The following is a 15,725-nucleotide window of genomic DNA, read 5'->3' on the forward strand; positions in this document are numbered from 1 at the left end:
CATTGTCAAAGTCCGACTGTTTTATATTTACTTCAGTTGCAACTTGGTTTTCGCCTTCACTATTTAAATCAAGGGGGAAACCGGCAGATTAAACACAGAACATATATGCGAAATGTCGCTCACACTTTTTATTGGGGTTAGCTTTATAGCTGCATCAGGCAAAGGCTCGCGTAAATTTTGTTGTGGCGCAAGAAAACACAGCTGTTTACCTTCTGACCGCCACTGTGCAATCTGACTAGTTGCAAGCAAACATTTTTTAGCGAGCGAATCGATGGGTAAAATAGCAAAAGAAAGTGTGTCGATACACCCTGTCGCAATAAATATTAGGTCGTTTTTTTGCTCATCTTGCTGGGAATCATCTTGTCGGTGCATTGCCAAGCAATCATTTTCGAATAAATAATGCGCTAAAAAGACAGCTAATTGCCAACTTATTCCTTTATCTATATCACCTGACAAATTCACTCGGTAGGCCTTGCCACCAAATAAGCGCGTTATTATGCCTTGGGGTTTTTCAACAAAGGCCTGATACTCGCTATTAATACCCGCAACTTGTGAGGTACTACAAATAGTGGCAACAGAACTAAGCTCATCACTTTTAAGCGCAGTAATAGACTGCACCTCTACCAAGCCTTTGGTAGTTGCTATGTATACTTGAGCACGTCGTCGATTAAACGCCTGTCTATTCGATGACTTACCTTCTTCTAACACCGCAAATCCGAATGTAGTGGTTATTTAGCAACACTAATACCTTATGTATGTTGTCAATTGTCAATCGTTAAGCCGAGGTTAAATATAAATGACTTTCATCGTTCACGATAGTGCTAACAATGACATCATTGGCTTTTACAATGCCTTGATACTTAGTGGGGTTTATTTTTGAAAGGCTTATCACCTGTATCTGTTGTGCTAATTCACAATGTAAATACATCAATGATTGATCCTGACCTTCAAAGGCATTTTCTAATGTTAGTACAATATATACGTCGGTTGTTATCGCTTCACTTTCTTGAATCAACTTAATCTCAAAACCATTACCCTTACGAGTATAATTAAAAATGTTGCTGGCTGCGCGATCTGGTGAACTACTTGCCGCAATTTGGCTTTGACTCTGCATGGGGCTTAGTGTTGCTAAGACTTGTTTGTACCGGCGAAAATCACTTAAAGAGCCGTTTATCTTGAGCATAAGCGCTTTGCTTGTTTGGCAATTAGGCGTCAATATGGCATCTACAATGCTTTGCATACTAACTCGCTGACGGTCGCTTTTATCAGAGTTTGCGTTTGGCGCATCAATATCATGCACTAAAAGTAAGCCTTGAAGTTGCTTGTTCACGATAAAAGCACGCTGCGTAAAATTCATATTAATTGGCATCCTGTAAATAAAGACGGGTAAACTCACTGCTAAATATGAAACGGTCAGCCCTATAATTCGCATCTGACTGCTGAGTATTTTTTTTAATTGCGCTAAGCAATTGTTTAATCAATTTATTCAGATCAAATAAATGTTCAGCACAGCGCGTATATTCATGCTCGTCAAGCATGCTTTTCGAAGTAAAACCATCACGATTAATCTTTTTATAGGCTAGCTGAGATTGATTGATGAGCTCTTTAAACCAAGGATAGCTAAGTTGCCACTGAGCAAGCCTAGCTTGACCGAATTCCAGCGATAAGCAGTCATTTCCATCCAACAAGGCACTAAAATCTTCAAAATACATTTTGTATTTAGGCAACGAAGGCATGAGTTTTAGTAAGATTAAACAAGCCTGAGCCGGTGCCCTAGGCAACAATATATGCACTATTGCTAACAAAGTCTGCTGATTACCCGCCATTAGTCCAATACTTGCCTTATAGATCTGCAAGTAATCTTGTTCGAATAAAGCGTTAAATTTATCTGTGGCAATATTCGTATATTGCTGTGTGCGGGTGCGTTGAATTAGTTTATGTTGAACACTAGCAAAGGATTGAAAACGCAACCAAGTTAAAGAAAGTGGCACCATGAACTTAGGATAGGTCGCTGCCAACTCAATTAATTCTGAGGCCTGTTTATTTAATGCTTTGGGAGCTTGGCTTAAGGATTTGATATCAATACTATGCTCATTTGCATAAGCCGAACTCACTTCAAACAGATTTTGCGCAAAGGCGATATCGTTATCACTACCTAAGTCTGTATCAGATTGCGCGTATCGGTGATGCAAACTTGTATCGGTAATCGCAAGGGCCTGCTGATAGGACAAACAGTCCTTTAACACACTAGAAAATTTGGCATATCCCTCTTGCTCATTGTGCGAAAGCCAAAACTGAAGAATACTACCGTCGTTCACTATGCTATTGCCATCGCTATATTGGCCCTGAAAAAAGGTCTGCATCATACGATATCTTAGTTGCAATTTAGCGGGAGGTAAGTTGTCTCCTAGATAGGCATAGATTTGTTTTTGTAAGTGACTCGAAAATTCGCTTATGGCGTTGTGCCCTTTTCCCAGCAAGGTTTGCTCTGCACCAAGTAGTAGATCTGGGATCACGCACACCAACCACTCCATAAAACAAGCCAGAATATTTGCTCTTGATGCATGTATTTTAAAACTATGATCATAAATATTGAGTGATATTCCGGGACTTGAAGACTGCGCTGAATCACCGCTACTATCGATGTCATTCGCTGCGTTGCTTGAACCACAGAGAGTTAGTGATATTGCGGCTAAATTCTGGTCTACCGTCGCACTAAGCGCGTCTTCAAAATAAGCCCTAAATGTAGATGATGAGTGACACTGCCTTATCCAAAAGTAATTCAAAAGCGCTTGCTGAATAGAAGCACTACTGTGGCCTTTGGATTGTAAAAATATGATTGACCACAGCAGATGACTAAGTTCATAACAAAGCTTACTGTAGTGTCGACAGACTAAGTGCTGGGCCAAGCTATCTACGCTTTTGCTCGTAAACTTAGGACTCCCATTTTTATCGCTTACTTCTCGCAGTAAGTCAAAATCACTTTTTAATTGCTCACTTAGACCGTAATTAACGATTGACGATTCAGCGTATTGACCTAGTGCATGCATATTCAACTGCCATTCTCTTTGCTGGCGTCTTTATCAACAATACTAATAGCATCGTTGATTGCGGTTGCTTGGGCGGCATATCGTATATTTTGGGTGTCGTAGTCACTTAATTGGAAGGTGTATTGAGCGTAGCGAATCTCACAAGGTAAAAATAGCGGGACCTCTCCTAGCAGTGCTTGTGAATCAAGTACGAGTTCAGCGCGTTTATCTTTTGAATCAATTGGTGATACGCTCGAATACTCACCTAACAGCAAATTACAAACTGCAACATATCGCGACTTTTCACTGCTTTTTGATGATTTTATAGCGTTGTCACCAGGAAGTTTTCCGATTTCACAAATATGCATTTTTTCCAAAACACTATCAAAAACAAGACAGCACTTAAGTTGCGTACAGACTAAATTAGTCCGCGTAGCGAGAGAATTGTCGGGCCAAAGCTCATTTAATGTTTGTTTATCTAGTAAGGTCATTGGCTTAATATTGACCGCTAATTGTAAAATTGTTTCTTGTTCATTTAATGACAAATCTAAACGTGTTGACAATAAATCATCACTTCCGCCTAGTTGCAAAGTATCCTCATTGTGCAACTTGTAGGGTTGATGAGCCTTAATCAAGGTTTTGTTGATATAGCTACCATTCTTACTACTATCGACCCAAACAAAACCTGAAGCTTGTTTTTGTAAATAACCGTGGCGTCCTATTCTAGATATCGCTTTATGATTGAGGTAAAAAACGCCATCCTCGTTACTTATCCAGGTATCACTGTCATTAGCAGGTCGTCGCCCGATATGTACCGTTTTGTTAGCGCAAATCATCAGGCTAGTGGGGTCTTTGTCACTTGTAATTACCACCGCATAACAAGTTTGTGCGGCCTCCTTCTTGACCTGCTTAATCAGTTTGCCAATTGCTTTACTCTGTTTTTTTAATGATGTCTCACTGCGGATAAGCTCATGTGCGTGATACAACAGGCGTAAGGCATCAATAGGTTGCTGCTGGCGATAATGACTCATGGCATGCGCCAACTGGCTACGTACTTTTTGCTCATTATCAGATAAGGACTTAGACGCGCTTTCAAGTGCTTCGATTGCCTTGACTAGTTTATTGGCTTTTTTATTCGCCGTGTTTGCATGCAGCGCCTTACTAACAAACAATTTACTGGTATTAATGTCACCTGCGTCAAAATAAAGTTTAGCTTTGGTGGCTAATTGCTCTGACTCTTTTTGTAAACTTCGCCAATATGAATATTGAGACGCCCACTTCGTACGCAAACCATAGGGAGTAAAAGACGCTCTTTCATAGGTTCTCAGCCATCTATCTGCGTCTCGCTTTTTAGCGCAAGCAAGTAAATAGCGCTGCAGATATTGCCTACGAATAAACAAAGCAATAAAGACAAGAAAACATAATATAATAAAGGTTCTTGTAATTATCGAAGGAACATAAGGCTGGCCCTCACGTTTGATTGAAAAATGCATATTGGCGCGTTTATCATTAGCATGCTTAGCTTGAGTTGTTTGCCTATAATGTATTGCGCTAGGCACCTGCTGCTTGTTAAAAAAGGTCGCTAGCATTTGCTTTACTTGGCTGGCGCTCATAGAACTTCGTAGCGTATACTCACTAGATGTTAGTGGAAAATAACGATTTATAAATAGGTAAGATGTCGAGGATTCATTTAACACCAGTTGTGTGTTTTGATTATTCGCTAAAACCAGTGTTGTTAATCCATTTAATTCATCAAACAAAAAGTCTTCAAAGTGCAGTGTAAACTGTTGCTGAGGCACAATGGCACTTAGCTTGCGTGCAACAACCATCCCCATATCTTGCCCTAATGCAAAAAGACTGCTTTGACTGGGTTGTTCAAGCATACGTAAACTATCAGACAACAATACTTGCAATGATAAGGGGTCAAGCAAACGTAGATATAGCGTTAAATTATCCTTATCTCCACCAAATGCATACAAGGCGACCAAATGAACATTTGGCGCAGTATTACTTGTAGTGTTCATTAATTGTGTAATATCACTTTGGCCGCATAAATACCGCTCACACGAGCCCAATACTTTTTCAGGCTCAATTACTGTTTCTGCGCTACGCGCAAGGCTCATTGCTAGGCCATTTTCAATGTGAGCGTAATCTGCATTTAGTCTTTGTAAAGCGCTTGATAGCTTTTGTGTGAAAATAATGGGTGGCGAATCTAGTGTTGATTTAGGTAGCAGGTCAGCCTGCTCACTTTGCGTCACTGCATCTTCTATCGACTCAGGTACCAGCATGATTTGCCAATTACGCGCGAAGACCTTGGTGTTTATTAACAAGCTAAATCCAATTACTATTATAAGTTTAAAAAGCCCAATAAATGTTCTTTGGGGTATTGGAAGCTTAATGTCATGCCTAATCATTAATTATCTCGAGCAAGCGGAATCCTGTGGTCGGCGTTTTTGCGTTTTTTAATAACCTTTTCAGGGGCTGTTGGGAAATTTCACTCTGCTGACTTAACCATGAACCTCCAGCAACAATCGCCTGGTCACAGCGCTGTATAAGTACGCCATCTGCGCTTTTTTCCTGCCAACAGCTATCTAGCCATTCTTGTACATTACCTAAACTATGATACATGCCATCTTGTTTCAGGCCAACTGCATCAACAGGCATAGTAACACCCGTATATTGTCTGGCAAGCTTGTGCTCACAGTTTTTACAATGTATCGCCACACCCTTGCTAATTTGCGCTTGAATATTGGGATGCAATGCCAACCATTGATTTCTACTTGGAAGTGAGAAGAGTTTGTTAGTCTTGTTATTTAGCCAAGGAATGAATTGCTCTGTCACTTCGTACCAATCAATGTTGACCTTGGGATAATTGCTTTTTTCAGCAAACGCTAAGGACTTAATTGCGCTAGTAGAAAATTGTTTTTTGTGTTTGCACGCACCTTCTTCAACACACATAGCATAAAACGCATTGCTGACTTCAGTTGTCATCACTTTGGCATTGGGGAGCGTGTCCATAATTCGCCATTCAATTTTTAGTTCTTGACTAGGCTTTGAGATACTCTGAGTATTCTCGGAGCTGTTGGTGAAAGTCGTATTTGCGAAACGGTTGACGGCGCCTTTTAATAAATACGCGCCGTGACTCACTGAAAAATTAACTTCACTAAAATGCTGTGTAAATTCTGCATCCGTCGCTGAACGTGCTTGTTTTGCAGCCATTTCTTCGGTAGCAAGTAAACCTTCTGAATTTTCTTGCAAGCTTTGCTTCGATAATTCCTGACTAATCTCTTGTTTTCCATTAAGTGCGGCCTCCTTCCCCTCTTTTAAGAGGGTAGAGCTTTCTTTTTGTGTAAATGACTCATACGGACTCGGTACCGTAAACCAATAAACTAAAACAATCACGATGGCTAACAAAGGGAGTATATATTTAAACAAAAAGCCTTTGGGCACAGGAAACGAAGATTTTAGGGAAGACGGCGTTTTTCGAGTTGTTATTGCAATCGTTTGATTAACTTCCGGAGCACTAATTTGTTGCAGTATTCGTGATTTACATATGTTTGCGTCAGGACGGCTACTTGGATCTGGGGATAGTAGTTCAGTGATGAGACGACCTGCCCACTCAGGTGCTATGTTTTCAAGATCCCCTGCTATGGTAGTTTGTCCCCTCTGCTGACTAGTTTCAGCCTCGTCCAATACAAATTTACCTGTTAACAATCGATACCACAAAAGGCCCAAGGAATACATGTCACTTTTTGCCGTAATTGTCCTAGATTGTACATTTTGTTCCAAGATCGCTCGTTTATGTTCAGGGCTAGCATAATCTAACGTCCCGCTCATATATTGATTTGCGTCGTCAATACACGTAATCGATAAGCTTGAAAACTGGCTTGCGAAAGGACTATTTTCAAGAATAAATGCGCTACCAAAATCTGCTAGCAAGGCATTATTTTTTTCATCTAATAAAATATTATGCGGCTTTATATCTAGGTGTAGCACCCCTTTAGAGTGCAGTGCTTGCAAAGCATCAATCACTTGATTAACCATATGCAAACTTGTCACAAAACTTAAGCGTTGCTGATGCAAGGCCAACAAGTCGTTAAGGCTATGGGGATAATGTGGCATCACTAAAAAGGGTCTTTCGCTAGCTTCTTCTGGTGGCTCGAGTTTTTGATGATTACTAGGAGCATCATTGATCAGCCCAAAATGGACAACGTCGACGATATTTGCATGGGCCGAAAAAGCCTGTAATAGCTTCGCCTGATTGATAAAGGCGCTTACCTGTGTGTTTAAACAGCTGCCAGCATAAAGCTTGAGCACTTGCTGTTTATGCGCGAGCTCATCTTGTACTAGATACAAATGACTAGTTGCCGTGGTGTTGAGAAGCTTCACCACGCTATATTGGTCAATGCGTTGACCTTGAATGTAAAAATCTATAGTCGACATTTGTTGATGTTTGTAAATACCTTCGCATATGGCGTCAATAATCAGCCATTTTCTTCACATAAACCGGTAATGAGCTTTTATGCAGGTTTTACACCAACAAAGTAATTAGTTAAGAAAATCATATGCCAAAAAAGCACTTTTATTGGATTTTCTATGCTTTTGATGGGATATTCGCCGGGGGAAAGGAGAGGATTAGCGTAAACCGGCTAAACTAATTTTATTAGTCGCTGGGGGAGCATTAAAAACTTGATTCCCATTTTGCTACTAAGGATTGTTTTATTGCTTGGTTTTTCAGAATATTCTCTTCTTCGCTTACGTTTATCAAAGTAGCCTTCGTTTGACTAGCAGATGAATGTAGTGACATTGATGAAGAGAGGGGTTTAGACCTTGCACGTAATACATTATGCATTCGCAAGTTTACAAGACGCTGCCTTTGGTCATCTAAGTCCGTCAAAGATTCTTGTGCGTTAAGCAAAGTCTCGTTTGTTTTGATGGATTGCCCAGCTTTGGTCGACGTACTTGCCGTAAGTTGTGGGTCTAATGCAAAAAGGATAAACAATAATATAAGACCTGCAGTACCCAAGTAAGTAAGTAGCTTGCGTTTTTTGGCACGTTTGCTATTAGCAGACAGTTCTGGACCTTGCTTGTAATCAACAGGTCGCTTATCGACAATTTTCTGGTAAGTAGTTCGAGTAGGTTGTGGGTGAGCAGCCCTTTCACTGTAGCTATAATTCATTTTTTTTGTTCTCATTATTTATTTGGCTAAGAGAAGCTTGCCATTGAGGTGACAGTTTAGTTAAGCGCATCTGTCGTCCTGAAAATTTTGTTTGTATCGCTAATAGTTGATTGAAAGATATTTGAGGACTAACCGCGACGATAAACTCGTTGCTTGCTGAAAGCTCACTAAAATCAACCAAGTTGCCTTGAGTCGTAAAAAACTGTTCATTCCAATAGAGTAAAATGCTGTCTTGTTTTGCTGCTGCGGCCGTTTGCAAATGATCTTCTTGCGAATGGCCTTGAGAGCTCTCAATTGTTAGCTCTATTTGTTCTGAAATATCGACAGCTTCATTACGTGTTTGTGTGCTTGTGGCCGCCAATTCGGCTTCCTGATTTTTATCTTCATTCGGTAAGGTAAGCGATACCAAGGCAATAATGAGGAGAGCAAAAAACGCCATCGATAAGCCCAAGGCTACTTCGGTCATTGCTTGAGTAGAGGTATCTTGCATATTAGTAATGTCGTTGACGCTGTGCATTGCTATATCTCGCTATGGCGTGCCCTACAGTCTCACGCATGGTTTATAAGTATCGAAAACACATCTTTTAAAACTAAGTCTCAAATATGGCAATTGTCACTTTTATTTGTATACTCAATGCCGTCAACTTAGTATGCTAAAAAACAAGCTAGGCATATTTTGAGGCTTTATTGATGCCATGTGCCCTTATGTCGATATGCCTAATTTGGAGTATGAAACGATTAAACGGATTTTTGCTCGCCTTATGAATAAAAGTCCTAAACTAGTTCTAAAAAGACGCTTCTTAGTGCACAAAGGTGCATTTTTCACTTGACTATAACGGATATAAAAATGATAAACCGTAGTAGTTCTTACCCAGTAAAACCCTCCTATATGCCGTTTAAGCCTGTAAGCCTACTCACCATTTTTTGCTTAATATCGCTCTGTTTGAGTGCTGTAGTACATATTGCTCAAGCTAAACAATAAAAGCATTCTCCCTTAAGTTTGGTAGGCGAGGTGAGAACGCCAACGATGCTATTAACCGGAGAAGCGGACTACCGCACACCCATTAGTGAATCTGAACAATATTATCAAGCCTTAAAGCTTGCTGGCGTGCCCACCGCAATGGTACGTATACCTGATTCTGGACATTCTATAGCGGCAAAACCAACTCGCCTGATTCAAAAAGTAGGCAACATTTTGGCTTGGTTTGAACGTTATAAGAACAAACCACAAGCGTAAAATAAAACATATCTAATGGGCCGAAGAAACCCTCTTAGGCCCTACTTTTTTACGACATGCCACAGTACTTTTATATAACAATTTTCGTCAATTTTTATGTCTCTTTTACCCATGACATACACTGTAATTTAATACAAGTAAATCTAGCCCAAGTAAATAACAAAACGCCCCATCCTTTACATTTCATTTACATAATCTACTTTTACGATTAGAGCAATCGCTTTTTTTGTATATCACTAACATTATAAACTCCATATACTGCGAGGCAGTGCTCTAGGTTAACGACCTAAAGACGAAATTTGTAAAGTATAGGCAGGGATCACAACCAAGCCTATTGCCATATACAATTATTTTACATTAACTCACAATGTTAAGGACACTTTGTCATGACAAAACAACTATTTTCGCTAAGTAAGTTAGCTGCCATTACCTGCATTTGTTTAACGGCAAGTAGCACTTTTGTACTCGCCCAAGAAATTTCAAAACCAAAAGGGGCGACTGGCAGTGGCCCTAGCAAAATGGGGCAAGCTAAATCAAACCAATTTTGGTGGCCGGATCAACTCGATCTTAGTTCACTAAGAGATCAAGACCAACGCTCTAATCCGCATGGCCCCGACTTTGATTATGCAAAAGCATTCTCAAAGCTTGATTTGGACGCCGCAAAAAAAGATATCGATACCCTACTCACTACATCACAAGATTGGTGGCCCTCTGATTTTGGTAACTACGGGCCCTTTTTTATTCGCATGACTTGGCATAGTGCAGGCACTTACAGAACCTTAGATGGTCGCGGTGGAGCAGGCGGTGGACAACAGCGCTTCGAGCCTTTAAATAGCTGGCCCGACAACGGTAATTTAGATAAAGCCAGACGTCTACTATGGCCAATCAAACAAAAATACGGTGAAGCTTTATCTTGGTCTGACTTAATGGTGCTTGCGGGTAATGTCGCACTTGAAAATATGGGCTTTGAAACCTATGGCTTCGCAGGCGGACGGGCCGATGATTGGGAACCTGATTTAGTATACTGGGGACCTGAAATTGAAATGCTCGCCAGCGACCGTGAAGATAAAGATGGAAAATTAGAACGTCCTTTAGGCGCCACTCACATGGGCCTGATTTATGTAAACCCAGAAGGACCCAGAGGTGTCCCAGACCCTTTAGGTTCAGCTAAAAATATTAGGGTTGCCTTCTCGCGCATGGCGATGAACGACGAAGAAACCTTAGCCTTAATAGCAGGAGGTCATACATTTGGAAAAATGCATGGTGCGCACAAACCAGCAGATTGCTTATCAGCAGAGCCTGCTGCCGCAGGCATTGAAGAACAAGGATTGGGTTGGAAGAATAAATGCGGTAAAGGTCACTCTGAAGATACCGTTACCAGCGGACTGGAGGGTGCGTGGACGCAAGCGCCAACTCGCTGGACTTCGTTGTATTTAACAAACCTACTGGATTTTGAATGGAAACAAACAAGAAGCCCGGCAGGCGCGATCCAATGGATACCCACCGACGAATCTTTGCACAAAGTAGTCCCTGATGCACATGTTGAAGGCAAGTTTAATCCCCCGGTGATGACAACCGCTGATTTGGCCTTAAAGTTTGACCCTGAATATCGTAAAATTGCTGAACGCTTCCGCGCAGATCCAAAAGAGTATCAACTCGCTTTTGCAAAAGCATGGTATAAACTGACGCATCGAGACATGGGACCAAGTAGAAACTTTTTAGGCGATGACGTCCCCAAAGAAGTCATGATTTGGCAAGATCCCATCGATGCAGAAACCCAGTCTGATATCGATGATGATGCAATTGAAGCTTTGAAAAGTAAGATATTAGATTCAGACCTTAGCGTATCTGAATTAGTTAGAGTGGCATGGGCTTCAGCTGCAAGCTATCGAAATACAGATATGCGTGGCGGCGCAAATGGTGCTCGCGTTGCCCTACTCCCGCAAAAGGAATGGGCAGTCAACAACCCAGATGAGTTAGAGAAAGTATTGAAGGTATTAAGAGAAATCCAAAAAGACGCATCTAGCGGTTTCTTTAATAGCGATAAAGTATCTCTTGCTGATCTTATCGTGTTAGGTGGCGCTGCCGCTATCGAGAAAGCAGCAAAAGATGCAGGTCTGGATATAAGCGTACCGTTTAATGCCGGGCGCGGTGATGCAACACAAGAGCAGACCGACATTAACGCTTTTGATTTGTTGAAATTATCATCTGATGGTTTCAGAAACTACTACAACGCTGAAGAAAGCTATAAATCACCGACCGAAAGTTTAGTGGACCAAGCCGATAAGCTCGGCCTAAGTGTTGCTGAAATGACTGTGTTAGTGGGTGGTATGCGGTCACTAAATGCAAACCACGGGGGAATACAGCACGGCATTTTCACCGATAAACCAGGCACATTAAACAATGACTACTTTGTCAATCTACTTGATATGTCAACAGTTTGGAAGAAAGCAGACCAAGCTGGTTTATACGAAGGCTTAGATAGAAAAACAGGTGAAAGTAAATGGACCGCTACCTCTGTTGACTTAATCTTTGGCTCTAACTCAGAATTGAGAGCCGTTGCTGAGGTATATGCCTACGACAATGCTCAACAAAAGTTTGCACAAGACTTTGTAAAAGCGTGGGTAAAAGTGATGAACGCTGATAGATAAAGCGAGTACCCGATAATGCGGCTTGCCTAAACAGTAAGCCGCATATTCCTGCAACATAAGTTCAGCCAATCATAGTTTACGTATATTGTCTTTACTGTCTCTATCAATAAAGCGTACAAAGGGGTCAACGCCTATGTATGCAGGTTCAACACCCTCGTCAACTCCCTTATCGACATTAATTACTAAGGTATTTTCCCCATCAAGCAATCGATGCTTTTGACGGTATAAAATGCGTGTATTGCTATCAAAATCATCCGGATCATCACTAAAAACGACGATATCAACGAAATCATCGAAAGGTACTTTTTGTTCATTCCCTTTACCGTCAGCAATCAAGCGTGATGTATTTATATTAAGTGAAATTTCAGACTTCTCGGCTTGCCAATTAGCATCTTCTAGTTTGATATTATATAAATTGATCTGCTTAAACTGTTGCTCAATAGAATTATGGTCTTGTTGTGCTGCCACCTCTTTTATTGCCCCTAGTAAATCTAAGGTGGTGGCACGGCGTCCATCGCTAAATTTAAAGGTATCGACAAGGCTTTTTACAGCAGTATTTATTTTGTCAGCGCCCACTCTATCTGCGATTGCCATCATCACAACCGAGCCTTTATTATAATGAATATAGGCTTGGTTTTCGGCTCGCATCAAAGGCATTTCTTCTAAATACTCGTTTGCTCGACCGCGTAAATAGGTATCTAATTCGTAGGTTAAAAATTTACGCATTTTGCTTTCACCATACTTTTTCAACATCAACTGTAAGGCAGCATATTGGGATAGTGTCTCTGACAATACCGCACTTCCCTGCACATTGGCTGCATCTAATTGATGACCAAACCATTGGTGAGCAACTTCATGAGCGGTAATATAATAAACAGAGTCAATTTCATCGCTATTTCGCAAATCGCTAATAAAGCCGATACGTTCAGAGTACGGCACGGTATTGGCAAAACTTTGTGCAAACTGCCGATAACCAGGAAATTCAATGATTCGTAATTGTTTGTGCTGGTAAGGACCAAAGGCTTGACTAAAGAAATCAATAGAATCTTGGGTTGATTCAATCATTCTATCGACATTCCACGCATGGTCTTTGTGATAATAAACCGCTATCTCAACACCATTGTGAGGGAGCGTTTTGACTTTTAGTCGCCCCGACATGATGTTATAGAAATTAATCATGGGCGAGTCCATCTCATATACGAAGTAATTTCTATCGCCCTCTGCCCAATAATCTTTCAAATAACCAGGTGCAATAGCAATTTGGTCGGAACTTGTCGAGAGCGTCGCCTTAAAGTCAATCATGGCCACATGTTCGCCAAAAAAGCTCTCGTAATATCGGCTTTCATCTTCCAGTTTATAGGCGCGTTGAGGAGGCGGTAAATCTTGATTTCGACGATCATGTTGATCAGTCAGGTAACTCGCCTTACTTACACCAAAATACGGGAAAAGCGCATAATTGTCTATAAATGTGCCGTTTTGCAGCAAAGTAACGTCTTCATCACGGTCTTTAAAGCCCATATGTTTGCGCGCAATTCGCATCACTATCTCGACTTTTTCGTTTGCTGCCAATGGCGTATCAAACGACATCCACGCTGTTTTGAAGGTGTTGTTATAGTCACTAATTTTTGCGCCCTCAATTTCAACAGCACTGTATCTAGGGTAATTTATTAAAAAGCGTTGCAGGGGTTCTTTCTCTTTGTTGGTCAAGGTCAATTTTGCAACAAGCTCAAGCTTTCTGCGTTCAGGAAATATCGCAACGTTAAGGTCAACGGCAGTTACCGTTGGAATAGGATCTTCACTATATTGGTCGTAGGTTTTTTCATAATCAGCACGAATTTGTTTTAGCTCCTTTGCGCTTACAAACTCATTTGTTACTTTTGTGTTGTAGTGAATAACAGTCCCTAAACTGATAAAAGCAACGGTGCCAAATACAACCGCTGTTTGTCCGCGCCGACCAAGGCCATAGCCAATTGAGTAAATTCGGGACTTTATATTTGTATCAGCCCCTCGTTGCCACAGTGCATAACTAAATGCCGATAAAACTAAAGCAAATGCTCCCCAATAAGCCATATAATAGTGCTGGGTTTGCATAAGCCAGCCGTAGCCATTCATATCTGAATACTGCAATATTGGCGCAGCACTATAGTTAAACATGTTGTGCTCAATACCAATTTGATTAAATGCTAAGGAAACAAAGAAATACCCGACAAAAATCAGCATGCCTACATATTTATTAGGACTTATTGCTTGGATGAAGAAAGCCAGTATAACCAAGTAAATTTGCGGCAAAACCGTGAAGTAGAGCAAGCTGACAAAATACTGATAGAAATCGAAATTTAGATAACCTTTACTGAGCTGATTAGCAAGCGTAGCGACCATACCCACGAGCATTAAACTGACAATAATCAAACAAACCGCAAAAAGTTTAGACGACCAAAAGATAAAGTTATGCACGGGCATGCTATCAATAATGTCACCCATTCCATTTGTGCGTTCACGCCAAACGACTTCTGCGCTATAAAATGTAATCACAATAACAACCGCTAAAGAAAAGGCAGCTTGAATGAGTTCGACCATATATTGTGTTAACGGCCAGTTGCTAGTGCCAAATGCACCTTGCGGACTCACAAACTCTTTGACAATAATGACCGCCGCGATAAGCAACAACACAACAAAACCTGGGCTTAAAATGACTTGTTTAATTTCAAACATAACACGCGTTTTAAATTGGCTAAGCCCAGCCCCTAATCTATATTTGTAGCGAATATTATTGTCTAGCGCTTGGGTAAAGCCATAGCTTTTTTTCACTCTATTTTCTTTTCTGGAGTATAATTTAAGCGGTGACATCACCCGTCCTAAACCAAATAAAATCGCGATACTAATACTAAGCCAAAGCAAGCGGTTGATCAGAATATTGCCAGATAAACTTAACAGTTCAGTGTTCTTTTGCACCGGCGACCAATAGCGCGTAGCGTCCATAAAAGCGCGTATACCGAAAGGATCCCCAATAGCTAGCATATCTCGTTGACTGGGGTCATTGAATATAGCCCCTGACGCACCGTGTAATACAAACAACGCTAAAGCGAATAAATACACAGCCATCATATTTCTAAACCGTAAGGCGGCGGCATAAAAAATAGCGGAAAGAATAAATGTAGTAGGGATTGTGAAGTATAAATAAGGAAGTAGATAAGCCAAAACATTGATACTGCCTAAACGTTCAGAATCAAGCCAAGGCATTAAACTACCAACAAATAGACCCAAAGGGACCATGAGCGAAACGGTGAGCACCATTAGATAGGCACCAATAAATCGACCACCTTGGTAGGCAAATGGTGCAATAGGTTTCGTATAGAGAATTTCACTCATTCCCATGGCGTCATTTCGCACTGCAGTACTCGCAACAAAATTGACCACCAAGAACATCGCAAAGATACCAAAAATGAGCATGATTTGCGCGGTCGAGAATGTGCCGTTTGCATGCACATTGCCGCCGCTGGCCACTTGAATTTGTTCTACGGCTATCACTAAAAAAGGTAATAGAAAAAAAATAAGGCTAGTCACTATAAATGACGGCTGTTTTGAAAAATAGCGCCACTCAAAACAGAGCATATTTACAAACATCATTG

At 40.9% G+C, this 15,725-nt stretch carries 9 protein-coding genes and 1 pseudogene; 2 read left to right on the top strand and 8 right to left on the bottom strand.

From position 1 onward, the window contains the following. Nucleotides 1–63: 63 nt before the first annotated feature. The 7 genes from AC0L6H_RS17295 to AC0L6H_RS17325 form a co-directional block, all read right to left on the bottom strand. Nucleotides 64–708 (bottom strand): hypothetical protein, encoded by a 645-nt coding sequence (locus AC0L6H_RS17295; RefSeq protein ID WP_473390443.1) that lies wholly within the window; start codon nucleotides 706–708, stop codon nucleotides 64–66. Between the two features lie 67 nt (nucleotides 709–775). Beyond that, entirely contained in the window at nucleotides 776–1,357 is a 582-nt protein-coding gene (locus AC0L6H_RS17300; RefSeq protein WP_473390445.1) for a hypothetical protein, read from the bottom strand. Nucleotide 1,358: 1 nt separating this feature from the next. Beyond that, nucleotides 1,359–3,050 carry a hypothetical protein gene (locus tag AC0L6H_RS17305; protein WP_473390446.1) on the bottom strand — a complete coding sequence of 564 codons (1,692 nt, stop codon included), beginning with the start codon at nucleotides 3,048–3,050 and terminating at the stop codon, nucleotides 1,359–1,361. Between the two features lie 2 nt (nucleotides 3,051–3,052). Further along, entirely contained in the window at nucleotides 3,053–5,359 is a 2,307-nt protein-coding gene (locus AC0L6H_RS17310; protein WP_473390447.1) for an FHA domain-containing protein, read from the bottom strand. 76 nt (nucleotides 5,360–5,435) lie between these two features. Next, complete coding sequence (locus AC0L6H_RS17315; protein WP_473390449.1) at nucleotides 5,436–7,472, bottom strand: protein kinase domain-containing protein; 2,037 nt, start codon at nucleotides 7,470–7,472, stop codon at nucleotides 5,436–5,438. 238 nt (nucleotides 7,473–7,710) lie between these two features. Further along, nucleotides 7,711–8,208: a hypothetical protein gene (locus tag AC0L6H_RS17320; RefSeq protein WP_473390450.1), complete on the bottom strand. Its 498-nt coding sequence runs from the start codon at nucleotides 8,206–8,208 to the stop codon at nucleotides 7,711–7,713. After that, nucleotides 8,198–8,725, bottom strand: a complete 528-nt coding sequence (locus tag AC0L6H_RS17325) for a hypothetical protein (RefSeq protein ID WP_473390452.1) — start codon at nucleotides 8,723–8,725, stop codon at nucleotides 8,198–8,200. The genes AC0L6H_RS17320 and AC0L6H_RS17325 overlap by 11 nt, the downstream gene beginning before the upstream one ends. Nucleotides 8,726–9,190: 465 nt before the next feature. Between AC0L6H_RS17325 and AC0L6H_RS17330 the strand changes: the two are divergent. Together AC0L6H_RS17330 and katG are read left to right on the top strand one after the other, a co-directional pair. Next, a pseudogene (locus tag AC0L6H_RS17330) lies at nucleotides 9,191–9,445 on the top strand (alpha/beta hydrolase family protein); the annotation flags it as partial. Nucleotides 9,446–9,831: 386 nt separating this feature from the next. Next, the gene (gene katG / locus AC0L6H_RS17335) at nucleotides 9,832–12,096 is read left to right on the top strand and encodes a catalase/peroxidase HPI (protein ID WP_473390453.1); all 2,265 of its coding nucleotides are present in this window, start codon (nucleotides 9,832–9,834) and stop codon (nucleotides 12,094–12,096) included. A 69-nt stretch (nucleotides 12,097–12,165) separates the two neighbouring features. Here the strand turns inward: katG and AC0L6H_RS17340 are convergent, their stop codons facing one another. Next, nucleotides 12,166–15,723, bottom strand: a complete 3,558-nt coding sequence (locus AC0L6H_RS17340; protein ID WP_473390455.1) for an ABC transporter permease/M1 family aminopeptidase — start codon at nucleotides 15,721–15,723, stop codon at nucleotides 12,166–12,168. Nucleotides 15,724–15,725 lie beyond the last annotated feature (2 nt).

The sequence above is a fragment of the Glaciecola sp. G7-5 genome, assembly GCF_055808975.1.